Source organism: Streptomyces sp. JLBT605 (assembly GCF_058215555.1).
The window spans coordinates 7,164,501-7,187,759 of sequence record NZ_CM177087.1 but is presented as its reverse complement, the minus strand read 5'-3'; the positions used below and the strand labels follow the sequence as shown (position 1 = coordinate 7,187,759).

The following is a 23,259-nucleotide window of genomic DNA, read 5'->3' as shown; positions in this document are numbered from 1 at the left end:
AGGCGGGGGTTGGCGACACTCGCGGTGGACATGAGTGTCGATCTTGGTGGGCAGTCTGATCTTGCTTCGTGCACGACGACACGGTGTGCACGAGGTGGAGGTACGGAGTGCTCATCGTCGACACCGATGTCGTGCGCGTGGAACGCCAGCTGCGGGCGGGTGAGCTGGCCTGTCCGTTGTGCCGGGCGGTCCTTGCGCCGTGGGGGCACGGTCGGCCGCGGGAAGTACGCGGTGATCTCGGGGCTCGTTTCTTCGTACGTCCTCGCCGGTCCAGGTGTTCGGGCTGCCAGGTCACGCATGTGCTGTTGCCGGAGGCGATCTGGCCGCGTCGGGCGGATGCGGCGGAGGTGATCGGGGCCGGGCTGGAGATAGCGGCCCTGGGGATGGGGCACCGCCAGGTCGCCGCCCATCTGGGCCTGGCCGAGGGCACGGTCCGCGGCTGGATCCGCCGTTTCAAGAGCCGGGCCGAGGACGTTCGCCGGTACTTCACCGTCGCCCTGGTCGCGCTCGCCGACGACCCTGTGATGCCCGATCCGTCCGGGACTGCGCTGGCGGACGCCGTCTCGGCGGTCGCGGCTGCCCATCGGGCGGCCGCGACGAAGTGGGCTCAGATGCACACGGTGTCGCGGTGGGAGTTCGCCGGCCGCGCGATAACAGGACGTGTTCTGACCTGCTCTCTTCCTGCTAGTTGATCAACACGGGCCGCCCCTGGGCGGCGATCGGAGGCGCCGGAAGTCTTGATCGTGTCCGTCCGCGACCGGGGCGGACGCTGATCGAGATGCGAGGAGAGTCCGCGCATGGCATCGAGTGAGGACGAGGACCGCCGCCGGGCGGAGAAGGCCCGGCAGGTCGGTCTGTTCCGCTATTCCCTGATCCAGGACCTGCTGGACAACACACTGATCCCTTCGGCCGGCAGGTGAAGGTGTCCAGGGGTACGATCGACCGCTGGACGCGGCATTACCGCAGCGGCGGGTTCGCCGCCCTGGTTCCCGAGCCGCGCAAGGCGGTCCCCAGGACGCCGCCGGAGGTGCTGGAGCTGGCGGCCGCACTGAAGCGGGAGAACCCCGGCCGCACGGCTGCGCAGATCCAGCGGATCCTGCGCACGACGCAGGGCTGGTCGCCGACCGAGCGCACGCTCCAGCGGCACTTCGTGAACGCCGGGCTGACCGGCACCGGCGGGGGCGATCGAAGCGTGTTCGGTCGGTTCGAGGCCACCCGCGGCAACGAGTTGTGGACCGGGGACGCCCTGCACGGCCCGAAGATCGGCGGCCGCAAGACGTACTTGTTCGCGTTCATTGACGACCACTCCCGGGCGATCGTGGGGCATCGGTTCGGGTTCGCCGAGGACACCGTCCGTCTCGCCGCCGCTCTGCGGCCGGCGCTGTCGGCCCGCGGCGTCCCTGAATCGATCTACGTCGACAACGGGAGTGCCTTCGTCGACACGTGGCTGCTCAGGGCCTGCGCGTCGCTGGCAATCCGGCTCACCCACTCCAAGCCGGGACGGCCGCAGGGACGCGGGAAAATCGAACGGTTCTTCCGCACGGTGAGGGATCAGTTCCTCGTCGAGCTCGACGACGAGCGGGTCGGCCAGATCGAGCATCTCACCGAGCTGAACAGGCTGTTCACCGCCTGGGTGGAGACGGTCTATCACCGCACCGTGCATTCGGAGACCGGGCAGCCGCCGATCGAACGCTGGCTGAGTTCGATTCCCAAACCGCTGCCGCTGCCCTCCACGGCGGACCTGCGGGAGGCGTTCTTGTGGTCGGAGCTGCGCACCGTGACCAAGACCGCGACGGTGTCGCTGCACGGCAACTCCTACGAGGTCGACCCGTCGCTGGCCGGGATGAGGATCGAGTTGGTCTTCGACCCGTTCAACCTGACCGACATCGAGGTGCGGGCCTCCGGCAAGACGGTGGGCAAGGCCCTCCCGCACCACGTCGGCCGTCATTCCCACCCCAAGGCGAGCCCGGAGACCCCGGCCGAGCCGGCCGCGCCGACCGGGATCGACTACCTCAAGATCCTCGACGAGGCGCACACCGCGAACACCGCCAGGGGCATCAACTCCTCGTCCCTGATGGACGATTCACGGGGCCAGCAGTGAAGCCGACCCGGGCCGAGGAGTTGTACTTCGACCCCGAACCCGACCTGTTCATGCTCACGTCCCGCGAGCTGGCCGACCGGGCCCTTCACCTGGCGGGCCTCTGCTGCCACCGGGCCGAACAGGACGCCGGCACGCTCGACACCCCCGCCGTCCGCACCGCGTTGCGGGCGGTCCGCCTCGCCGTCCGGCTCGGGCAGCGGGCCGAGGCCGACGAACAAACCGAACTGGCCGCCGTCCAGGCCCAGTTCTGCCCCTGCCCGAGGAGGATTCCATGATCGACCGTGTCCAGGGCTACTACGGATTCACCCGCGTCCCCTTCGGCCGGGACCTGGCCCCGTCCATGCTCCACCAGCACAACTCCCACCGCGAGGCCGCGGCCCGCATCGCGTGGTGCATCAACAACAAGGCGATCGGCGTGGTCACCGGCGAGGTCGGCGCGGGCAAGACCGTCGCCCTCAAGGGCGCCGTCGCCTCGCTGGACCCGGCCCGCTTCACCGTGATCTACCAGCCCAACCCCGAGGTCGGCATGCGCGGCCTCTATGACCGCATCGTCACCAGCCTGGGCGGCACCCCGAAATACCAGTCCGCCGCCCTCGCAGCTCAGGCGTCCGCCGCACTGGCCGCCGAGGTCGACGAGCGCGGACGCACCCCCGCCGTCGTCATCGACGAGTCGCACCTGTTGGACCACCACGAGCTGGACGCGATCCGCATGCTCACCAACTACGACATGGACTCCACGACGCCGTTCGCGGTGCTGCTGATCGGCCAGCCCACCCTGCGGAAACGGATGAAGCACGGCGTCCTGGCAGCCCTGGACCAGCGGATCTCGATCAGCTACCAGATGCCGACCATGAACAAGGACGAGACCGCCAGCTACATCAAGCACCACCTGACGATCGCCGGACGGTCGGACCCGCTGTTCTCCGACGACGCCGTCGACCTGATCCACCTCACCAGCCGCGGCCTGCCCCGCTCGGTCAACAACATCGCCCTGCAGTCCCTCATCGCCGCGTTCGCCGACGAGAAAAGCATCGTCGACGAGTCCTCCACCGCCTCGCCATCACCGAGACACACGCCACCGAGTGACGGCCAAGGCCGGGCAGGGTCGCACCAGGCGGCCCTGCCTACCAGTTCACATGCCTGGCGACGTCGTAGTTCGCGATCCGCCCCGCCAGCTGTCGCGGACTGACTCCATGCGCGTTCGCCCGATCTGGGTCGGAGCCTGCTTCTCGCAGCACACCGAGCACGGCCGGATCACCCCGGTAGTTGAACACCGCCCGCCACAGCGGCGTGTTTCCCTGCACGTCCACGGCATCCACAACGGCGTGGCCGGCCAGCAGCTCGATGGCAATGTCAGCCCTCTGAGCCTGCGCAGCGAAGTGCAGTGGGGTCCACCCAGCCGAGTCACCAGCACATACGTCCGCCCCGGCGTCGATCGCAGCCCGCACACCAGCCAGATCACCTGACGCCGCGGCATAGTGCAACGCTGACCGGCCCAGCCGGTCCAGCCCACTGTCTTCACGCTCGCTCATGACCAACATGATCCCCGAGAACACGCCAGTACCTCATCGAGCGGCGCATTCCAGGAGAGGTGCCCTCCCCGACAGGATTCTCCAGCCGCCACGCAATCACCGAGACGCCCACGACACCCGTGCATGAAGCCGACACCGTGTTCACGACGCCCCCGGCGGCCTGACGGCCGCCGGGGCTGTTTCACCTCGTCCTGTCGACAACCCCAACGTCGCCTCGGTGCACACCTTCAGCGTCGCTCAACACCCCGGGGGAACGGCTGGCCTATGTCAGACCGACAACGTCCATGCTGCCAACCGCTCGCATGGAGAAGATCACCGGGTACGGCGGGGATTGGACCGCCTTCGGCGATCTGAGGATCCTAGGCCCCAGGTCGGGGTTGCGGGCCCTGCTCGCCGTGTTCCTGGCAGTACCGGGCTTGTGCCTGATGGCTGCCGCAGCCCGGGCCGGAGCCACAGGACGGGATCGCCGGGACGCCTTGCTGAACACGCTGGGTGCCAGTCGCCTTCCGCGTCTGTGTATGGATCTCGGTGGAGCTCTGCTCCCCATCACCTTGGGAACGCTGTCTGCCGCGGCGTTGATCGCACCAACGCTCGCTTGGGATATCCGACTCCCGTGGATCAACTACACCTTGGCTGCCGCTGACATGCGGGCTGGCGTTGTCCTCATACTCATTTCCGTGATCGCCGCCGCAGCTTCCGCACTCTCCCTGGTTCTCATACTTCGCCCGTCACCAGCCCGCCAGGCGAAGTCCAACCGGCCCACGACTGCTGCGGTCGGACCACTGCGCCTTCTTGCCCTGGGCGCCTTCCCGATCTTCGTCGTCATGGCATTGTTCTCCGGCTCTCTCTTGGGCGGCTCCAGGAGATCTGCAGCTGCCTACCTCTTCGCAGTGGCGGGCGTGTGGATCACTCTTCCATGGGTCCTCAGCTGACCATACGCATGCTCGGCAAACGCCTTGAGTCGTCCACACCCCACCGTGGAGAACCAGCCCGGATCATCGCACTCCGCACCTTGACCGATCGGCCGGCAGCAGTTGTGCGACTGATTGCAGCCTTGGTCGTGGCCATCGGTGTCATAGGACAGGCGCAGATTATTTCCAGCCTCCTGTCTGTCCGGTCCGGCGAGAGCGAGTTCACAGGCGCATCCGGGCAGAGCATGGTCTTGGTCCAAACGTCGCTTGAATCAGATATTCCGCAACGATTCTCCAGAGACCTTCCCTACAATGCTCACGTAGTCGCATTGGGTCGAGTTGGCGCCGGACCGAACATAACACGCCTCATTCAAGGCCCCTGCAACGTGCGGCGCGCGAGCGCCTGCTCTATTGGACGATTCACTGTTACCCCTTTGACCCAAGTCGTCTTCTGGGACACACGATCGCCGCGCACCGATGTCATTGCCCATCCGGTGAGCCACCCCTTGGCGGTGGGGATAGCCACACCAAGAGACATCGCCGCATTGAGGTTGATGCTCCTCCGGTCTCGGTCCCTGACCGTTCGGACAGAGCCAGGTTCAGAAACACGTACCCAGTGGTCCGCGACCTCGAAGAACGCGCCCGGCACGTCGCCCGCCTCAAAGCAGCCTGACCCGCTGGTCATTCCTCCCGTTCACCCTGCACGTCGCCCCACGGAGTATCGGGGTGCGGGATGGCGGTTCTTGGTCCCAGGCGGCTGTTCAGGTGTTCGGGCAAGGTGGGCCTCGGCGCCTGGCCGATGAGCTGCAGCGCACGTGGGGCCGGTGGCTCGCTGAGGATTCCCCCGACCTCTACGAATTCGGTCTGACGATCGAGCCCGACGGACAATACGCCTGGTGCCGATCCCCGTCCGTGATCTGGGCAAAGGAGCAGAGGTAAACCCTCAGCCAGTCCGCCAGGACCGGAGGCGCGAGCGGATCGCCGCCCGCGCGTGAGGAGCCGGCGACCGGGGAGTCGTGTAGCGGTGCTTGCCGAGCACGCCAAGCGCAAGGCATACCCCGAGCCGTCGAGCAAGCCCACGCCGACTTCACGAGCCTCCAGGACGGCGAACTTCCCGCCCCCGCTCAGTGGAGCAGGTGGAGCCCGCCCGGTGACCAAGTATTCGCCCGGCCTTCGGTTCGGCGGGGGAGCCCGTGCGGTCACCGGCGAGTGGGCCGACGACGCCACGGCCCTGCGGACCAAACGCGAGTGGGGCGGGTCTGTACGACAGCCACCTGGTCCGGTCAGATCGCGCCGAAGGACCAGAAGACGCCCACCTCGTCGTCGGTGACCGCGATCAGGCCCAGGTCGTGCAGCAGGAGAGGGCCGCCGTTGAGGCACTCGGAGACAAGGAAGAAATGGGAGCGGGTGCCTCCAAGGCCCTTCGTGACGAAGTCCGGGGCCGGGTCAAAAGCGGCGGCCGTCGCGTTGGTCCAGAAGCTCGCCTCGGGTCCGTACCGGTCGAGAACCGTTCGGGCGTCTGCCAGAACGGCGTCCCGGTTCGGGCGGGAGCGGACGGGAGCGTACTCCGCCTCCCACTCCTCGCTCATGATGGCGAGCGCGGCGGCAGCCGCCTCCGGCTCCAGGGGGTAGAGGTGGTCGGGGAACCGGGATGCGGCAGGTGGTGCGAAAGGGTAGGTGGGCACGGTGTCGCGGGCGGCGTTGGTGCGGTCCGAGTCCACTCGGAGCCAGCCGCGGGGGTCACGGGCGGACCGGTGCATCACGGCCAGGACATCGTGTGCCCAGTCCTCGTGCCGGCGAGGGCCGGTGGCCGCGAAGGTGTAGGTATCGTCGAGCAGCCGCAGTAGTGCCGCGTTCCAGGGGCAGATACGGCTGCGGAACTCCATCAGCAGCGTGCCGACTTGGCGAGGGAAGGCGTTCTGCGGCTCGCGGGGGATACTCCGGAGCCGGTCGAGGGTCCACGCGACGAGCTCACCCGCCCCGTCCGCGGCGAGGCCGGCGGGAACCTCCGGGAGCGGGAGGTCCGTTGCGCCGCGACACACGGCCTCCAGGTGGGCGTCAAGCAGGTCGAAGGCGAGCTGGTCGGCAGGCAGAGACATCTGATCACTCTAGAGGGCTCCCATCCGGCAGCATGCCGACAGCCCCGCCCTCGGGGCACGGGCACGGTTACCAGGGCGCGCGCGGAAAAAACGTCCGGCTCATCGTGGCCGACCGGTCACCCGTTCGCCGAGCGAGGACGCCGCCCGGCCGCCGGTGCACGCTGACCACGACTGCAGGATGTCCTCCTCTATGCCTGCCCGGCCTGACCCACTGCGGTCAGGTAGGTGCGGACAGCTGGCCGCGCGCGGCCGAGGGCGGCGAAGGCAGAGGTGCGCCGCAGCCGCGCGTGCACGAACGCATGCCTGAGCGCCCTACAGTGCCGGCGCTCGCGCAGCAGATCCACCAGGTATGCCGAGGGCGCGGACAACACGGCGTCGCAAGCCGCCCCGGTGAAGTGCACCCCCGGCACCGGAGTCTGCGCGGTGGTCGTGTCCAGGACGGCCCGCTGGGGGCGGCAGCCCGCGTAAACGCTGGGGCCATCCATCACCGGAAGGTGGCAAGAGCCTCCAGACCCGCGTAGTACACGGCACCCGTGGCGCCGGGCACCATAAGGTGATCAAGGTTGGGCACCGAGGCCGCGGTGCGGGCCGCGAACGCCAGATCGTCGTCACGCAGGCACTCGTCGGCAGACGTCACCGCGGTCGCCGGGCCCCGCTAGGCCACAAGGCAGACCGGGGGCGTGGAGTCCAGCCCGGTCAAGTCCGCGCTCACCGCCCGGCCGTCGATCCGGGTCGCGACTGTCTCAGCGAGCGCGGCCCGCACCACCGGCCCGCCTCCCACAGATCCGCCGTCGGATATGGCGGGCCGGGCGGTCAGTGAGGCATAACACGCGAGGGCGGCAAGATTCGTCCTGGGTGGAAGGCCGTTGCGGACAGCAGCATCCACATTCCGGGCAATGCCGCATTCGACACGTAATCTGGGGCGGATCGCCCGTGTGAGCGGCAGGAGAGAATCGCATGGCTGCCCTGGTTAGCACACCGCCACCACCTGGCTCGGCACCAAGGCCAGCGTCCGCGACGCCGTCGCCGACATCCTCGCCACCGGCATCCACGAACCTGGGAGGAAGGGGTTCACCGACGCGTACTTCCACACCGCCGAGCAGCTCGCCGAGGAAATGACCGCCGCCGGGCTCACCGGCACCAGGGTGTACGGGATCGAAGGCCCGGCATGGAGCGCACTCAAAGCAGCCGAACAACGCGGCGAGCCCATCGACACCAACGACCCACTCTTCACGGCCACACTCCAGGCCGCCCGCATCGCCGAGCCCTACCCCGAACTACTCGCCGCCTCCTCACACATGCTCGCCATCTCACGAGCATGACTGTGGTGATTGATTCCCCATCGTCCTTGTCAAGCCGGGAGGCACGCCGAGGGGGTCACGGTCGCGTCCATGGCCGTCCGCGCGGCACAGGTTGTCAGAGCGCGGTCGGACAATGCGTGTGTGAGCCTGCACTACGAAGTGGTCTTCGCCTGTTTTCTCCGAGATGAGACACCCGAGCCGGTCCTATCCGCACTGCGGTGGCACATCGGCGCACAGCCAGAACGTCCGCCGCACCTCGATGCGGATGAGCACCCGCATCCGCTACTCGTCCCGAGCCCATACAGCTATCTGCCGGGTGGGGACTTCGCATCCCTGCAGCACCAATCCCGCGGAAACTGGAATGCCTGGGGACTGTTCACCCGAAACCTCTGGCTGGACGACGGCATCGGTGAGCTCGTCACGATCCTGGATCTGCTGGCCCCCCACGTCGAAGACTCCGGATACGGCGGATACATGCGCGAGGAGGACGACAGCAAGCCTTCGATCTTCACGTTCAGCGACGGAGCCTACGACCTGGCAACAGGCTGACGGCCAAGGGCACGAAGTGCCGAACTCGCTACGATCGCTGAAGGCCGCGCTGGAGGATATCCGTGAACACCATCTACATGCCGCCCGTCAGCGGGATGAGGCAGCACCTGCCTGAGCTGACTGACTGCTGCCGGCCGGGTGGGGAGACCACCCATCCCGAACATGACTACCCGCCCATCGGGTGCGGCGACCAGCGCCACCGCTGCAAAGCCACCGAACTCCTGCATGCCGGCGACACCGTGGCCACCGTGGTCGACGCTCCTGACCTCCCGGCTGGCACGAGGGGGAAGGTGGAGGTGGTGCACCACGACGAGCTGGACGGCATCGACGTACGCCTGGCCGATGGACAGCTCGTCAACGCCTTGAGGGTCGCTCTCGCCTCCACCAGCGAGCGCTGAACAGGATCCGGCGGCCGGAACGACGGCACGCGAAGTCCCCGCCGAGCGGGCGGACACCCGCGCGACCCGGGGGCCGCGCCGCAGCCAGAAGCCCTGCGGACAGCGGCGCCGGTCGAACGCGGCGGCGGCTGGGAGCCCAGGCAGCGGGCTCGGCGGCGGCCAGACGACGAACGGCGGACGGGGCGGCGCGGACAGGCTCGCGGCCGGGCAGCCGAAGTCCCGGCCAGGACATATATCCCAGCCCTGTGTCGAGCGGCTGCGGCGGGAATGAGGAGCCCAGGAAGCTCCCGCCGCGCGGAGCGCCGACGGTAGGTCGAGGGTCCGGTCCCCACGGCCCACCGCGTTGTGCTGTCGAACCGCGGCACCCTCGCCGGAAGGCGTCGACATCCGGGCTGTGGAGTCGCACTGCTAGACCCCGAGGGCGCGCAGCATGACACCCGCGCACGCCATCGGCCCTCAGAAACGACGGCACTGCTGACGGCATACCGGCAGGGCGGCCAGTGCAGGGAATCCTGGGGCGCGGCGGATGTTGGCTGCCAATGCTTCGGCGCAGCCACTCGATCATCTTGTCCAGTGAGGCGGCTATCAGCATGGCTGTTGCGATGGCAGCGAGCGGGCCTCCGAGGAAGAGGGCGACCGCACCCGCCATGAGCGCCGGGGTGAGGATTACTGCCCAGCGCACGGGGAGTCGATCAGAAGCCTTGCTCTCGCCATCATCGTTACGTTTCGTATCCACTGTTTAGCTCCTTGCCTAGACGTGGGGTGGGTTCTTTTAAAGGCAGAACCGACGGGCCGCGAGGGAAAGCTTTGCGGAGATTTCGGTACCATGGGCGGTGAGCGTGCGGCGTTTTGATCCGCACAGGAGACCGCGAAATCGCTGAGACCCTCATATGCGGATTAAAACGTTGCGGCCATTCCCGCGATTTTTGATTGGCCGATCTTGTCCAGGGACTTCGAGGGTGAGAAGCGCCGGGCACGCCGTCTCGGCGAGCTGAAGAGGGACGGCCAGTATGGGCGCGTCAACGGGGCCCTCAGACGGATCTGGGAGGGTGGAGAGCAGCGGCCTAACCTCATCCGGATCCGTCCCGGCTTCCTCCTCAGCACCGCTGGCGGAGCTGAAGCGACGCCTCCGACCCCCATGTCGAAGTTGCTCAATCCGCGAGGCATCGCGCTGCGCTTCTACCTGCTCGTCGCGTTCGAGGCCCACTACCGCCTCGCTGCGGGCGCGCCGTGGACGCATGCTCTGCCGATCGACGGCGCTGGCGTGGAGGTGGGGTGGGCGGACCTCATCGCGATCGACGCCGCGTACAGCACCGAGACGGGGACCTACCAGCGGAGGACCAGACAGCTTCGTGACCTGGAATCCAGCCGCATCCGGCAGGTGAAGGGCGCGCTGTGGACACTGGAGCAGCAGGGCCTGGTCGAGGCGCCGCGCAAGAACGAGCGAGGAGATAGGGACTACGGCAGCTTCAGGCCGATGCACGAGGCAGGCGAGGCGAGCTCCCCACCCCTCACCGCTACTCGGTGCCCCAGCAGTCCGAGTGGGCTTTCGGCATTCCCCGCGACTTCTTCCTTCACGGTTGGGTGCAGGTGCTCTACCCCTCGGAGACTGCCACCTGGCTCACGCTGCGCTTCTTGAGCCGGCACTTCCCGGAAAAGCACCAGGAATCTGGTGTCTTCCTGCACGGGCAACCACGCGAGCGGTCCTTCCACCTCAAGCGCGACGCCTACGAGGACGGCTGCGCCATGCTGCGGAAGCTGGGCCTCATCCGCCCCGCACAACCCAGCACCCGGCGGTCTGGGCAGCATCGTCGGCCCTATCGACTTCGGCACCATCGACCCCAGCACGCCCCCGCGATACGAGCCCCACCGCTATCAGCTGACCGACGATGGACTCGCCAAGGACGGTCTCGAGAAATGCCTGAAGGAACTCGTCCTCGCCCAGAAATCAGCGACCACCTGACCGCGGCAGTTCCACCAACCAATGCCGGGCCACCACCGGCAGCTACCAGCCGGCACGGGGGGCGGGCAGACGGACCGCGGCCCGGCCGCCGACGGGCGCAGCAGCGAGACTGCAGGATCCACCTGGCGAGGGGAAGGGCTCGGCGCTGATCAGCAGGCCGCCGGAGCAGCCATGAGGCGAGGTCCGACGTCCGCCCGCAGCTTGCCCAGTCCGGGCAGCGCTCGGCCCCGGTCAGGGAAACCAGCAGTTCCGTCCGCAGTGAATCGGGGCCGCGACGGGACAGGGCCGCCTACATGTCCGGCTACACCACCGTGCACCAAGTAGCCACGACAGCAGACGGGTTGACGGCCAGCGGCCTACGATCGCGTCATGACGATCGCTCCGGAGGCCCCCACCACGCTGCGGTTCCTGTCGCTGGAGATCACCGGCCGCTGCCAGCTCACCTGTCCGGCCCTCTGCTACGCCACGTCCGGGCCGACCCGGGACCACGGCAGCATGACCGAGGACGACTGGAACCGGACCATCGACGAAGCCGCCAGCCTCGGCACCGAGGAGATCCAGCTGATCGGCGGCGAGCCCACCCTGCACCCGGCCTTCGCCCGGATGCTGCAGCGGGCAGTCGACGCCGGCCTGCACGTCCGGGTCTACAGCAACCTGCTGCGGGTCCGCGACGAGCACTGGCGGCTGTTCGAGCACCCCAACGTGCGGCTGGCGACGACCTACCACAGCACCGTCGCGGCCGAGCACGACGCTGTCACCGGCCGGGACGGCTCGCACAAGGCGACGCGGGACAGCATCGTCGAGGCCGTCAGGCGCGGCATCCGGCTGAAGGTCGCCGTCCTCGACGGAGGCGACCACGAGCGCGCTGAGCGGGCCCGGGCCGAGATGCAGGCCCTCGGCGTCTGCGAAGTGCACGTCAGCGAGGTGCGAGCCGTCGGCAACGCCCGGGCACCGCGCTGCCCTCCACATCGGCGCTGTGCGGGCGGTGCGGGGACCAGAGGGCCGCGATCCTTCCGAACGGGGAGGTGTCGGTGTGCGAGATCGGGCGGTTCCCGTCCGCCAGCCCGCTACAGAGCACATCGGACTCGACTGGGGGCGGCATGACGCCGTGCCGGGCGGCCCCGGAGCGCTACCGCATCCCGTCAGGAGGTGTGTAGTACGGCCCCCAGCCTTCACCTCCTAGCGGTGCGCAGGGCCTGGATCAGTCGGGCCGCGAGTTCATCGGCGCCTTCTGCCGTGGCAGCGGCGAGACTCGGTAGAGCCACACAATCGTGCGGATCAGCCCGTACGGCCTGGCCCGTGGCCATACGCAGAGAGCCCTGACTGCGGTGACCAACCTGCTGGGGATCTCCCTCAAAGACCTGATCCACTGGATTGATCGCGGCGGCCAGAGCAACCCGGCCAGCGTCCTCTCGGATCCACGGGATCAGAGCCAGCAGGAGGATGGTGAGCCGTCGTTGCATCTCCCCCTGATCCACCAGAGCGCCGAAGGCATCGGTGGGCAGGGCGTGGAACGCGAGTGCGCCGCCGTCGCGGTCCACCACAAGTCCGGCGTAAAGGTCCAGGGTGCGGCTCGTGAAGCCATTGTCGCGCCACAGCTCGCTCGGGCGGACAGCCCAGGCAGACTCACTATCATGATCAATTACGAGGGGGTCTCTCTGCGTGAAGAGTCCGTCACGGCGTCCCTGGGTGGCGAGCTTTTCGGCTAGCTGAGGGAGCGCTCCTACTGGCATCAGCGTCGTAGCGGGACCGGTCGGTAGCAGGTGAGCTTCGAGGACGGGGGCAGTGAGCTGCTGCCGGGCGGGGAGAGGACGGTCTGCACTCCAGCGGATGCCGGGCGCAGTAGGCAGCGGGCTCCAGGTTAGTGGCGGCGACTGGGCTGGGAGCGCATTGAGGGCAGCGAGCACTGCTGGCCCGAGGGCCAGCGCGTCAGTGAACGTTCCCCAGAAGAGACCGACCTTGTAGTCGCCGACGCGGGCCTCGAAATTTTCCTGAGCACGCTCCCGCTCCCCGCCCTCCTTCCGGAACACGAGGATACGCTTGTCCTCTTGCTGCGCAACGGTGAACTCCTCCTCAGTGGGGGACCGCCCTGAGTCGTCCAGCGGGTCGCCATACTTCTCTCCCAGGAGCAGCACGTAGACGTCGGCTTCCCGCACCCCCTGGAGGCACGCCCCCCCGGCTCGGCCTGTTTTGCGCGCCGAAGTCCTCGAACGCCAGGACCGCGTAGCCAGCCGCAGGAAGCAGGCTTCGCAGGTGGTCCCGCTCAGCTTCCAGACCGCCGCGAACCGACGACACGAAGACCTTCACAACTCCAGGCTAGTTCTCCCAGGCCAGCCCTGCCGGGCCCCATTCGCGACGGTCACACCGCGCACCTCTTCGGCCCTACTCGGACAGCGTCTCGTCGGTGAAAACGACCTCTGCCTGCTCCGCCCACCGCTGCAATGGGTTCCGCCAATCAGCGCTCCAGTACCTGCGCCGGAGTGCGCCCTGGTCGGTGATTTGCAGAACTTCCGGTGCGCCGAAGGCTTGGAAGAACCCATTCGTCAGGCGATAGGCCGCAGCCAACACCGGAGGGCCATCATCGGCCGTCTCGTCGATATCGATGACTGTTGTGGCCATCGGCGGTGTCCGCAGGGTGCGCTTGCCCTGGACCTGTGGCATGCCGTGCCAGCGTGTATGGGTGAGCCGGGCGGGCCGCTCGTCACTGACAGGGCGGATGGTGGCGCGCACTGAGGCGTTCCCACTTGTGGCTGCCCTGTCGCGGGCGTGGCGAGCAAGGAACCGAAGCCCGCTCACGACCCCATTCACCAGGTGCTCGTCGTCTATGGACGTGTACGGGCGTTCAGGGCTCCCGCCCGTATCCCAACAGGCGAGGGTGGCGGCGAAGGAGCCAGCGCCGCGGGCGTGAAGCTCACACCCCAGCCACTTGGCCTTATCGCCAGAAGAGGTGCCATCGGCGATCAAGCGATCAGGGCCCACAGACGTCCGCAGCCAGGCAGCTCCCGTGTTGACGATCAAGGGAGTCTTGTCCTGAATCTCCTCGCGGAAGACGCGTAGTGCTTGGGTGTCGACTGCCAATGAGCCGTCGATGTCGGGAAGCAGCGAGACCACCACGAACGTCTGCGTGTCCGTTTCCAGGTTCTGCAGCAGTTCCTCCTCGCAGAGCTCCAACTGCGTGGCGCGGTCCTGCAGCCCGGTAAACCGGCTCCGGTAGGCAGCTGCGACCTCCGGCTCGGACAGGTAGGTGGTGATGCTTCCGTTCCTCCGGGGGAATCTCAGCCCCTGATTGACTAGGACCGCGTGGGGGCCAGCTGCACTGCGTGAGACAGAGATCAGGATGAAGCCCGTCCCCTCGGACGGTCCGGTCACGGGGCGCACGTCGAAGGCCGGGAGTGGTGATATCCCTGAGGCCACGATCGACAGAATCCGCCGCACCTCGTCGTCGCTGACGGTTACCCCCGGGTACCCGGACGCTTGGGCCTGATCATCTTCTTCGATGCCGAGGATGATCAAGCCGCCCGCGGTATTGGCCATCGCAGCGACGTCTCCGCACAAGTCCCTCTTGTCGCTATCGCTGCGCCCGTACAGCTCAGACTTGAAATCCAGGTCATACGCTTCAGCGGCCCTGGCTCCCACCAGCGCGCAGACCTGCTCGTAGGTGACATCGGCGACCCGGGCGCCCAGCAGGCGCTCCAGGCGAGGTGAGCGGAGAGCTGCCATACAGTAATCATCACCACCCATGTGGTGATCCGCGATCGGATGCCAACGCTAAGGCCGGAGCATACGCCCAGGAGCCTCCTTGGGCATTCGAGGGCAGCCTTCCCCGCGCGGAGTTCTTCAAGGCGAGGGGAACACCGTGTCGGCCGGACCGGACAGGGCCGGTTCTCGGAAGTCGGCGGCCGGGACGGGTCAGTCCAGGCCCGTGGTGCCGGAGGCGGCGCGGTGCCGGTTGCGTGCCCAGCGCTTGAGGTCGCCAACGCGGTAGAGGAGTTCGGTGCCGCGCTTGTCGACCGAGCCCGGGAAGGTCGGGTCGTTGGCGCGGCGTAGCGCAGGGCGGCGAGGGCGATGCCCGGCAGGTGGTGTTCGTGTGCCTCGCGCAGCCCCACCGTCTGGTCGTCGTCGACGAGTGCCGGGGTCGCTGGCGACGTCGCGGTGGTGGCGTCGGCCGGGTCGGCGGCGAGGGCGAGCGGCTTCTGCATCTGCACGAGGCTCGGTGGGGCCGGGACGGGCTTGTGCTCGGTCGCCGTGGTCGGGCCGGTGGTGGCCCACTCGCGGGCTTCGGCGTCGGCGAAGAACAGCACCTGCGTCTCGCGGGCGGTGCCGCCGATGACGACCTGGGCACGGCCGATGTGCTTCGTGGACTTCGGGGCGGGGTGGATCTCCGGGGCAAGCATGCGCCGGGCGTTCACGCTGTAACGGGCGAGCATGCGGGTGGCGAACTGAGGAGCCGAGCCGGCTGGGGGCAATATGGGTGAAGGCTTGGGCGGGGAACTGCCCGCGTGTGGCGTCGCGCCGCCATGGGCACGGTTCGTCGCCGCCGCAGGGGCGTAGCGGTGCGGTTGGGGTTGATGAGGATCCTTGATTTCTCAGGCATCCATATCAACGGCCAGTGACCGGTTGAGGGTAGTCGGCCGACTCGGGATCGCTTCACACTCCGGGTGCGGGCCGCACGGCGATCCCATTCCGCTCAAGCAGCGCAGCCGTCACCCCGTCTCCTGGCACCAGCTTCGCGGCGAAGGACCCGTCGTAGACCACACCCCGTCCGCACGACGGACTGCGCGGCATCAGCAGTGCCTCCGTGCAGCCTCCGTGCCGCGCCGCGGCGAGTGCGCGCCGCGCTCCGTCCAGGAACTCCGCTGTCACGTCGCGTCCCGTGTCCTCAACGACCCGCGCCGTCCCGTCGAGCACGTCGTGCCCGTCGCCGCCCACCAGCTCCGCGGGCCGCCTCGGTGTCGCCAGACCGCCCGCCACTTCTGGGCAGAAGGAGACGACTTCGCGACCCGTGACTGCCTTCTCGATCTCCGAAGACGCCTTGTGCTGCCCGTCGAACCGGCATGGCACCCCGCGCAGACACGCGCTGACCAGGATTGCTTCCATGCCGCCAGGCTAACCACAGGGATCACTACGGACCGATACCAATGCTCACGATCGTCCGGGCTTGCTCGGACAGCGCCCGTGATCCGCCGACAGCGCTCACGGAAACGCGGACCCTGCCAGGGCTCATCGGGAGGCATCAGCGGTCCTGGGCGAGTTTGTACAGCTCGGCGAACAATCCGGCCGCATCGAGCAGGGAGTCGAACGTCCCGGACTCCACGATCCGCCCGGCGTCGAGGACGATGATGCGGTCGGCGATGCGGGCGTTCTCCAGGTTGTGGGTCACGAAGATTGCGGCTTTGCCGGCGGCGAGTTGCTTGAAGCGGCCGATCACCAGGTGTTCGGCGCGCGGATCCATCGCGGAGGTCGGCTCGTCCAGCATGAGCATGGTGGCGTCGCGGTAGAAGGCGCGGGCGACCGCGATCCGCTGCCACTGGCCGCCGGACAGGTCGGTGCCGCCCCAGTTGGAGCTCGCGACCAGGGTGTCGAGCCCGTACGGGGCTTTGGCGATGACGCTGTCGGCGCCGGCCGCGCGGGCGGCCTGAAGCAGCGGGGCGTCGTCGTCCGCGTGCGGCTGGCCGAGGTGGATGTTGGCGCGCAGGTCCATGGGCCAGCGGGTGTAGTCCTGCGGCACCAGCCCGACGTTCGACCACACGCTGGCCGGGTCGGTGTCGGCGAGGTCGAAGCCGTCCCAGGTCACTGTCCCCGACGTGGGTAGGTACAGGCCCGTCAGGAGGCGGGAGAGGGTGGTCTTGCCCGAGCCGTTCTCCCCGACCAGCGCGATGAGCTCGCCCTGGCGCAGGGTGAGGCTGACGCCGTCGACCGCCGGGGTCTCGGCGCCGGGGTAGGTGTAGGTGACGTCGTTCGCGCGGATCTCAGCCGGTGCTCCGGCCGGGATCGTCTTGGTGCCGCGGTGCGCGCGCAGGGCCTTCGCGCGGCGCAGGAAGGACTGCCAGTCCTCCAGGTACAGCGAGGTGCGGAACATGCGGGCGGCGGCCATCACCAGGGAGGTCAGGGCGCCGGTCGATGTCCGCACTGCCACCACGGCGGTCGCGGCGACGGCGAGGTCCATGCTGCCGGTCGCGGCCAGCCACCCCAGCGCGGCCCACGTGGCGGCGAGCATGAGCCCGCTGATGGCGGCGCCGAGCAGGGTCACCCGCAGGACGCGCGGCGCGGCCGCGCGGTGGGTGGCCTTGATCCGATCGGTGATCTCCCGGTACCAGGTGTGAAGGAAGCCGGCCATGATGGCGGCGCGGACCTCGGCGGCGGTGCGGCGGTCGGTGGAGTAGTACCGCAGCAGGTAGCGCAGGTGGTTGTCGGAGATGTTCTGGAAGTCCGCGCGGTGCTGGATGCGGGCGGTGCTCACCGCGGCGGCGCCCTTGGGTACCACGGCCAGCAGGAGCAGGGGCAGCAGCATCGGGTGCAGCGCCGTCAGCACCGAGGCTGCGGCGATGAGCTGAGCAAGCGCGGAGATGAGAGCCTGGGTGTCGCCGATCAGGTCCTCGGTCGCCTCGGCGCCCTTGCCAGCGGCCTGGAGGCGGTCGGTGAAGCCGGGACGGTCGTACGCCTCCAGCTCGACCTGGGGGGCCGTGGTGAGGATCTGGAGATCGGCTTCGGTGGCGACCTCGGGGCCCAGGCGGGTTGCGGCGTAGACGGCGAGGGCGTCCGCCCCGGCCCGCAGCGCGGTCGCCACGGCGACGACGACCAGCGCGGGGGTCGCACCCCTCACGCGCTCGGCGACATCTCCGCCGCCGAACAGGTGGTTCATCGCTCCGGGCAGCGCAGCGAGGGCCACGGCCGCGGAGGCGGCGACGATGAGCTGGCACAGGCCGAGCCAGAGCATCGCTGGACGGTCGGCGGCCCAGCCCAGCCGGACGGCCGCGGCGACGGTGCGCGGGAGGCGGGCGGCCATCCGCCACCAGGTGGCGGTGGCGATGTCCTCGGCGTGCGGATCGGGGCGGTAGCCGACCTGCTGCGGCGATGCGGAGGGGGATTTCGGGGCGGGTGAGGAGTCGGTCACCCGCCCCATCCTTGCGGGGGTCCTGGGGCGGCCGGGGCCGATTGCGCCGAAGTCGCTCGAGTGGTGGAGGAGCCGTCTACAGCGCCCGAAGGGCCAGTTCGACGGCGGTGATGAGGAACAGGCCGGTGCGGAACGGCGCCGCGTCCTCCGGGGCGGCCGAGGCCCGCTCGACGGTCTCGGACAGCTGGACCGCGTCCACGAAGCCCTGCTCGATGAGGTGAAGCTCCTTGCCCCAGCCGCGCAGCAATTCGGTGGCGTACTCGTGGACGCCACGGTTCATCAGATGGCCGAAGTTCTCCCGCAGCGGCGGGTTCACCACCTCCTCCGGGAGATCGCGGGCGGCCAGCCGCTGGTGCAGCAGCCGCTTGTCGGCCTTCCACTCCACCGGGAGACGCTGGCCGAAGCGGACCATCTCCGGATCGGTGAACGGGGCGATGGCCCACAGCCCGCGCCGGGCCAGCAGCGGGGTGGCGGTCTCCAGGGCGATCAGCGCGGTCTCCGGCGCCACCGTGGCCGGAGAGATCCCAGTGTTCACCTCGCCCAGCAGATCCCGCACCCGCTCACCGCACCACGCCGGCGCCGCCGGCGTCCGTACGGGCCCGCCCTGGGGGCGGCGTACGCGGGCGACTTCGTCGCCGCCGAACCCGGCCACCACCGTGTGGATGCCGCGCGCCATCAGGGCCTGGGCGAGGGCGTCGGCGGCCTCCAGGTGCGGCTCGTCCAGCGGGCTGATCGCCTCCGCCCGCGCCCGGCGCAGCCCGCCGGGCGACAGCGGCGGGTGGTCGCCCGCGGTCACGGTGCAGTCCGCGGCGAATCCGGTCTCCTCGATCACCGCACGCCGCCGGGCCTCCTGCTGCGGCCCGGCCTGGCCGCCGATGAGTAGCGCGCACGGCGTGATCGCCCCCGGGTAGGCCAGGGCGAGGGAGATGGCGAGGTTGGTGGAGTCCATGCCGCCGGACATCTGGGCCGCAGTCTGCCCCGGCACCACCGGGCGCTTGGTGAAGACGTGGTCGGCCAGCGCCTCGAAGGCTTCCACGAGCTCGGCCTCGCCGGTGTTCTCGGCGAGCTGGGAGGGCTGGGCGTGCTCGGCGGCGGCCGGGTAGACCATGTGCAGGCCCTCGGCGTCCGCGTACGCGGTGGAGCGTTCCGACAGCCGCTTGACGGTGGTGAACACCGTGTCGTGCCCGTAGCGAGGGTAGCCGGTCAGCAGCCGCATCACCTCCTTCTCCTCCAGCCGCCTCGGGCCGAGCAGGTGGCGCAGGTCCATCAGCTGCCACGAGCCGGTCAGCCGCCCGCAGTCGTGGGCCAGGTACAGCGGGCAGACCCCGCCGAGCCCGGTCGCCAGGCGCAGCCCGCGCGGGCCCGCCTCGATCCAGACGGACTGAAGCGGCCAATCGCGGCACTCTCCCAGGGCCCGGCCGTACGCCGCGGCGTCGACGCGGGTCGGCGACAGCGAGCGCAGCAGCGATGCGCGGCCGGCGGCCTTCTCGCGCACGACCAGCAGGGTGGTGGTGCCGTCGGTGACCGCCCGCGCTTCCAGCGCCGGGTGGACCAGCGGCCGGATGCGGTCGGCTCCGCGGCCCCAGCCTTCTTCCTCACCTCGCCATTCCCACGGGCCCGAACCGCCTTGCGTAAGTTCACCGAGCATGTCAACATCCCTGTTCCCCTTTCCCGAGGTCGGCAGATGACGGGGCCCGCGCGGCTCTCGGCCAGGCGCGGGCCCCGGTGACGCTGGTGGTGCCAGATGGGCGGTGCCGGTGGATCAGTCCTCGAACCGGCCCTGGTCCGAGGTGTCCGCCGCCTTCTCCTCGTAGCGGGCGGTGTCACCCGGCACGGCGGTGGTCGCCGGCGCGGCGAACACCGACTCCCACGGACGCTTGTGGACGTTCATGACGATCCCCTTTCCTGTTCGACCAATCCCCGGTGGACGGAATGTCACCGGTCTTGCTCAATCAGTGAACTGTGAGCGGGGGTTGGCCGGTACCGTGTGGAGCGCGCGGAGCGGTATATCGGGTATATCGACGAGGCGGGGGCGCCATGGCCCAGCGCACTGCGAACCAGCAGCTCAAGGACCTGATCAAGGAGTCCGGGCTGCCGTATGACGGCATCGCCCGCGCCGTGAAGGCGGTGGCGTTAGAAGGCGGCGAGCGGCTGGCGACCAACAAGTCGACCGTCCACCACTGGATGCTGGGTGCCCAGCCGGCCGGGCCGACCGGCGGATACCTGGCCGAGGCGCTCTCCCGCCGCCTCGGCCGCCGCATCACCCCGGGCGATCTCGGTCTTGCCTCCCACGATGGTGGAGAAGATGACAGCATCGGGCTGACGCTGGACTTCGATCCCATCGAGACGCTGACCGCCATCGGGGAGGCCGATGTGAACCGCCGCAAGTTCCTGGCCACCTCCGCCTACTCCATGGCCGCCTCCGTCCTGCCCCTTCAGACCGTGCAGGAGGCCGCTGCCCGCACCCGTACTGTCCGCGGCGGCGCGGTGGCCGGGCACGCCGATGTCACCGCGGTGCGCGACATGGTGAAGCTCTTCATGGACATGGACGAGCGCCACGGCGGGCAGCACGGCCGCTCCGCCTTCGTGCAGTACCTGATCACCGACATCGCGGGGCTGTGCCGGGGCCGTTTCGCCAGCGAACAGGTGCGGGCTGAGGCGTTCTCCGTCGCCTCGGCCGGCGCCCACCTGGCGGGCTGGAAGGCGTACGACAGCGGAGAACAAGGCTTGGCCCAGCGGTACTACCTCCAGTCGCTCGCGCTCGCCCGGGCCTCCGGCGTCCCCGGCCAGGACGGCTTCGTCATGCGCACCATGTCGCAGCAAGGCATGAAGCTGCACCGGCCCGAGCACTGCCTGGCGCTGGCCGCCACCGGCTGGGACCGGGCGCAGGGCCAGGTCGACGCCCAGGTCGAGGCGCTGTTCGCCATCACCCACGCCCACGCACTCGCCAAGACCGGACAAACCAAGCGGGCTCTGGCGGATGTCGACCGTGCCCAGGCCGCGCTTACTGCCGGAACCCGGGCCGGGGACGAGGTTCCGTTCTGGGCGCTGGTGTGGGGCCCGCCGGCGGCCACCGTCCACTCCCGTACGGCGAAGGTGTTCGAAACCCTCGGCGACCGGAAGAACACCGCGCGGCAGTACGCGACAGCGGCGGCGAGCCAGCCGGGGACAACGTACGCGCGGATCATCGCCCTGGACCTGGTCGCCCAAGCCGAGCAGCAGGCCAAGCAAGGCAGCATCGAGCTGGCGTGCACCACCTGGGACCGGGCCATCGACACCATGGCCGGGGTGAAGTCCGCCCGCACCCTCAAGGCCGTCCGCTCCCTGCGAGAAGACCTTCGCCCGTACCGGGCCCGCGGCGTACGGTGCGCCGCAGAACTCGACGAACGCGCCCGCACCTTCCTCGCCCACCACCACTGACCGTACGACGGACGCCGTACGATCAGCCCGGACTGATCTCCGGGGCGAGGCCTTGGCTGGGGGCGAGCGCTCGTCCCGCCCGCCCTCTCACCGTTGACCATGCGCTCATCTTGCCCGGTAGCTCAGGCGGGTCTTTAGAACCCTTCCTGTTCGTCGTCTTCGTCAGCCTGGGGTTCGCGGGTGAAGTGGAGGTCCAGAACGTACTGCTCATCGGCTGGGCATTGGGACCAGGCATGTCCGAGCTCGTCATGCGAGCTGCCCTCGTCGAGCTGCCGAAGCGTGCCGGCGTAGTAGGCGCTGGCGGCCTCCCGCCCGGTCCACCACGCGTGGCCTTCGTAGACTCCGGGGCGGGGCAGGGTCATTTCGCCTGCGGGGCCGTAGGTGAGTTGGTTGATCACGAGAAGGCCAGTCTCGGATTCCAGGCTGATGGGGGTACTGCCTTCAGCTGTGATGGGGGGCTGTTGGGGGGCGGGCCAGATACGGATGATGACCCGGAGGGGGATGTCCGGCTGATGGCCTCCCGCAGCCAGGTGGTAGCCGTCGCCGGCTACCACCTGGCTGCGGGAGGCCATCAGGGCCGTTTCATCGCCGAGGTAGGCGTTGGCGTCGTAGACCTCGACGATGCCGCGGTCGGGGCGTGCTATCACGCTGCACTCGGTGATGATGGGAGCCATGAGGCACCTTTCCAAGGGTCAGGGTGTGACGTTGACGTAGAACGGGTCGCCGGACCGCTGTGCTGTGTCAGCCCGGGAATGGGCTGGGATGACTCGACTGTCCAGGTCGGACTACTTGCGCCGCCGGCCCGGACGGCCGCGTCTGCTGGCTGCATGCTGGAGGTGATGCGGATGTCACTCGGGTCGACCGCGCAGGCACTGGCCGCGCGTGCTACGTCCCAAACAGCCCGGGGCCGTGCTCCACAGTCAGCAGCCGGGGCCGATCGGCGCAGACGATGTCAGGGCGAGCGCGGCGATCCGCAGCTGCGCCGCCCACGTCCCCTGGTCAAGCCCCAACGTGTACTCGATGCAGCAGGCGCATTGCGGGAGCAGCGCCACGAATGAGCGTTCCTCCGCGGTTTCGACCTCCGTCTCCCACCAGTCATCCCTCGACAGGTCGGGGAGCGCGATTTCTCCATCGATGAGTCTGGCCGCCAGCCGGCGCAGAGCGTGGCGCCGTGCCAGGCCCGGATCAGGCAACTCGATTCCGGACTCGGAGAGTGCTTGCTCGAACGCAACGCGGATGTCGCGGACATCCGCGTTGCGAGGCCAACCGGCGAGCTCGCACAGCGTCGGGGTGTCCAGCCCGGCTGCAAGTGCCTCAGCAGCGATCATCGGCAAGTCCTCCGGGCGTATCTCATCCGCCTGATAGCGGCACGCCACCTCACCCAGAGACGTGAGACCGCTTCGCATCAAGGATTCCGGTTCCGGTGTCGTCTCTGCTACTCCCATGACTCCAACAGTGCCAGCAGCGTTTGCGAACAGGACGTCCAGGGGCCGCCTCCTCGGCACCCAGCCCGCATGTTCGCCATGAACCCGAACGCCGAGCCCATGTGGCGCGCGGCACTCCCTCCCCGGGTGCTCGTTGACGCGATCGACCGCCCGGCCGGCCGCCGCCGGGCAGTGGACTATGGGGCTCGAGCTGTCGGAGACCGACCGTGCCGCCGGCGAGCGGGGACTGCCGCTGCGCTCCCCCGTTGGCGGGCCGGTAGAGGCCGGGCACAAAACGGTGCCGCGGCACGGTCTCGACCGCCTGCCGCCAGGCCGGATCGCGGAGGACGCCGCCCTCGGCGAAAGCATTGACCACGGCTTCGCGCAGCCGCGCGGAGCGGTTTCCAGGCCGGCGGGCGTCATCGGGCCCGCCCCCGTGATGTAGCG

23 protein-coding genes are annotated in these 23,259 nt (G+C 69.0%); 12 read left to right on the top strand and 11 right to left on the bottom strand.

Translation table 11 applies throughout. The features are described from left to right. Positions 1-107: 107 nt before the first annotated feature. From AC4BDD_RS31210 to AC4BDD_RS31190, 5 genes are all read left to right on the top strand, one after another. On the top strand, positions 108-692 hold the full coding sequence (locus AC4BDD_RS31210) for a DUF6431 domain-containing protein (protein WP_490688835.1): 585 nt from the start codon (positions 108-110) through the stop codon (positions 690-692). A gap of 105 nt (positions 693-797) precedes the next feature. Beyond that, positions 798-920 (top strand): hypothetical protein, encoded by a 123-nt coding sequence (locus AC4BDD_RS31205; RefSeq protein WP_490688834.1) that lies wholly within the window; start codon positions 798-800, stop codon positions 918-920. Positions 921-922: 2 nt separating this feature from the next. Further along, on the top strand, positions 923-2,101 hold the full coding sequence (locus AC4BDD_RS31200) for a DDE-type integrase/transposase/recombinase (RefSeq protein WP_490688833.1): 1,179 nt from the start codon (positions 923-925) through the stop codon (positions 2,099-2,101). Next, on the top strand, positions 2,098-2,376 hold the full coding sequence (locus AC4BDD_RS31195) for a hypothetical protein (RefSeq protein WP_490688832.1): 279 nt from the start codon (positions 2,098-2,100) through the stop codon (positions 2,374-2,376). The genes AC4BDD_RS31200 and AC4BDD_RS31195 overlap by 4 nt, the downstream gene beginning before the upstream one ends. Beyond that, entirely contained in the window at positions 2,373-3,290 is a 918-nt protein-coding gene (locus AC4BDD_RS31190) for an ExeA family protein (RefSeq protein WP_490688831.1), read from the top strand. Before AC4BDD_RS31195 ends, AC4BDD_RS31190 begins: the two co-directional genes overlap by 4 nt. Here the strand turns inward: AC4BDD_RS31190 and AC4BDD_RS31185 are convergent. After that, positions 3,226-3,633: an ankyrin repeat domain-containing protein gene (locus tag AC4BDD_RS31185; RefSeq protein ID WP_490688830.1), complete on the bottom strand. Its 408-nt coding sequence runs from the start codon at positions 3,631-3,633 to the stop codon at positions 3,226-3,228. The two genes, AC4BDD_RS31190 and AC4BDD_RS31185, sit on opposite strands and share 65 nt — an antisense overlap. Before the next feature lie 302 nt (positions 3,634-3,935). Here AC4BDD_RS31185 and AC4BDD_RS31180 point away from each other — a divergent pair, with 302 nt between their 5' ends. After that, positions 3,936-4,565 carry a hypothetical protein gene (locus AC4BDD_RS31180; protein ID WP_490688829.1) on the top strand — a complete coding sequence of 210 codons (630 nt, stop codon included), beginning with the start codon at positions 3,936-3,938 and terminating at the stop codon, positions 4,563-4,565. Positions 4,566-5,827: 1,262 nt separating this feature from the next. Here AC4BDD_RS31180 and AC4BDD_RS31175 read toward each other — a convergent pair. After that, positions 5,828-6,643: a hypothetical protein gene (locus AC4BDD_RS31175; protein WP_490688828.1), complete on the bottom strand. Its 816-nt coding sequence runs from the start codon at positions 6,641-6,643 to the stop codon at positions 5,828-5,830. A gap of 484 nt (positions 6,644-7,127) precedes the next feature. Next, positions 7,128-7,280: a hypothetical protein gene (locus AC4BDD_RS31170; protein ID WP_490688827.1), complete on the bottom strand. Its 153-nt coding sequence runs from the start codon at positions 7,278-7,280 to the stop codon at positions 7,128-7,130. A 478-nt stretch (positions 7,281-7,758) separates the two neighbouring features. Here AC4BDD_RS31170 and AC4BDD_RS31165 point away from each other — a divergent pair, with 478 nt between their 5' ends. The 4 genes from AC4BDD_RS31165 to AC4BDD_RS31150 all read left to right on the top strand — a co-directional run bounded on the left by AC4BDD_RS31165 (position 7,759) and on the right by AC4BDD_RS31150 (position 11,958). Then, positions 7,759-7,965: a hypothetical protein gene (locus AC4BDD_RS31165; protein ID WP_490688826.1), complete on the top strand. Its 207-nt coding sequence runs from the start codon at positions 7,759-7,761 to the stop codon at positions 7,963-7,965. Positions 7,966-8,085: 120 nt separating this feature from the next. Further along, positions 8,086-8,493 carry a hypothetical protein gene (locus tag AC4BDD_RS31160; RefSeq protein WP_490688825.1) on the top strand — a complete coding sequence of 136 codons (408 nt, stop codon included), beginning with the start codon at positions 8,086-8,088 and terminating at the stop codon, positions 8,491-8,493. Positions 8,494-8,555: 62 nt separating this feature from the next. Further along, a complete protein-coding gene (locus AC4BDD_RS31155; RefSeq protein WP_490688824.1) occupies positions 8,556-8,891 on the top strand; it encodes a hypothetical protein in 336 nt (111 codons plus the stop codon). Between the two features lie 2,332 nt (positions 8,892-11,223). Then, on the top strand, positions 11,224-11,958 hold the full coding sequence (locus AC4BDD_RS31150; protein ID WP_490688823.1) for a radical SAM protein: 735 nt from the start codon (positions 11,224-11,226) through the stop codon (positions 11,956-11,958). A gap of 68 nt (positions 11,959-12,026) precedes the next feature. Here AC4BDD_RS31150 and AC4BDD_RS31145 read toward each other — a convergent pair whose 3' ends face one another. From AC4BDD_RS31145 to AC4BDD_RS31120, 6 genes are all read right to left on the bottom strand, one after another. Then, positions 12,027-13,085 (bottom strand): DUF4062 domain-containing protein, encoded by a 1,059-nt coding sequence (locus tag AC4BDD_RS31145; RefSeq protein WP_490691986.1) that lies wholly within the window; start codon positions 13,083-13,085, stop codon positions 12,027-12,029. A 151-nt stretch (positions 13,086-13,236) separates the two neighbouring features. Continuing rightward, the gene (locus tag AC4BDD_RS31140; RefSeq protein WP_490688822.1) at positions 13,237-14,574 is read right to left on the bottom strand and encodes an AlbA family DNA-binding domain-containing protein; all 1,338 of its coding nucleotides are present in this window, start codon (positions 14,572-14,574) and stop codon (positions 13,237-13,239) included. A 927-nt stretch (positions 14,575-15,501) separates the two neighbouring features. Next, entirely contained in the window at positions 15,502-15,951 is a 450-nt protein-coding gene (locus AC4BDD_RS31135; RefSeq protein ID WP_490688821.1) for a 2-thiouracil desulfurase family protein, read from the bottom strand. A 136-nt stretch (positions 15,952-16,087) separates the two neighbouring features. Next, complete coding sequence (locus AC4BDD_RS31130) at positions 16,088-17,977, bottom strand: ABC transporter ATP-binding protein (RefSeq protein ID WP_490688820.1); 1,890 nt, start codon at positions 17,975-17,977, stop codon at positions 16,088-16,090. A 67-nt stretch (positions 17,978-18,044) separates the two neighbouring features. Next, on the bottom strand, positions 18,045-19,616 hold the full coding sequence (locus AC4BDD_RS31125; protein ID WP_490688819.1) for an asparagine synthase-related protein: 1,572 nt from the start codon (positions 19,614-19,616) through the stop codon (positions 18,045-18,047). Between the two features lie 114 nt (positions 19,617-19,730). Further along, positions 19,731-19,859: a hypothetical protein gene (locus AC4BDD_RS31120; RefSeq protein ID WP_490688818.1), complete on the bottom strand. Its 129-nt coding sequence runs from the start codon at positions 19,857-19,859 to the stop codon at positions 19,731-19,733. Positions 19,860-20,005: 146 nt separating this feature from the next. Here AC4BDD_RS31120 and AC4BDD_RS31115 point away from each other — a divergent pair, with 146 nt between their 5' ends. Next, entirely contained in the window at positions 20,006-21,388 is a 1,383-nt protein-coding gene (locus AC4BDD_RS31115; protein ID WP_490688817.1) for an NsdA family TPR-like regulatory protein, read from the top strand. A gap of 134 nt (positions 21,389-21,522) precedes the next feature. Here the strand turns inward: AC4BDD_RS31115 and AC4BDD_RS31110 are convergent, their stop codons facing one another. Next, positions 21,523-22,062 carry a hypothetical protein gene (locus AC4BDD_RS31110; RefSeq protein WP_490688816.1) on the bottom strand — a complete coding sequence of 180 codons (540 nt, stop codon included), beginning with the start codon at positions 22,060-22,062 and terminating at the stop codon, positions 21,523-21,525. Between the two features lie 246 nt (positions 22,063-22,308). Beyond that, positions 22,309-22,833 carry a hypothetical protein gene (locus AC4BDD_RS31105; RefSeq protein WP_490688815.1) on the bottom strand — a complete coding sequence of 175 codons (525 nt, stop codon included), beginning with the start codon at positions 22,831-22,833 and terminating at the stop codon, positions 22,309-22,311. Positions 22,834-23,011: 178 nt separating this feature from the next. Here AC4BDD_RS31105 and AC4BDD_RS31100 point away from each other — a divergent pair, with 178 nt between their 5' ends. Further along, entirely contained in the window at positions 23,012-23,257 is a 246-nt protein-coding gene (locus AC4BDD_RS31100) for a hypothetical protein (RefSeq protein WP_490688814.1), read from the top strand. Positions 23,258-23,259 lie beyond the last annotated feature (2 nt).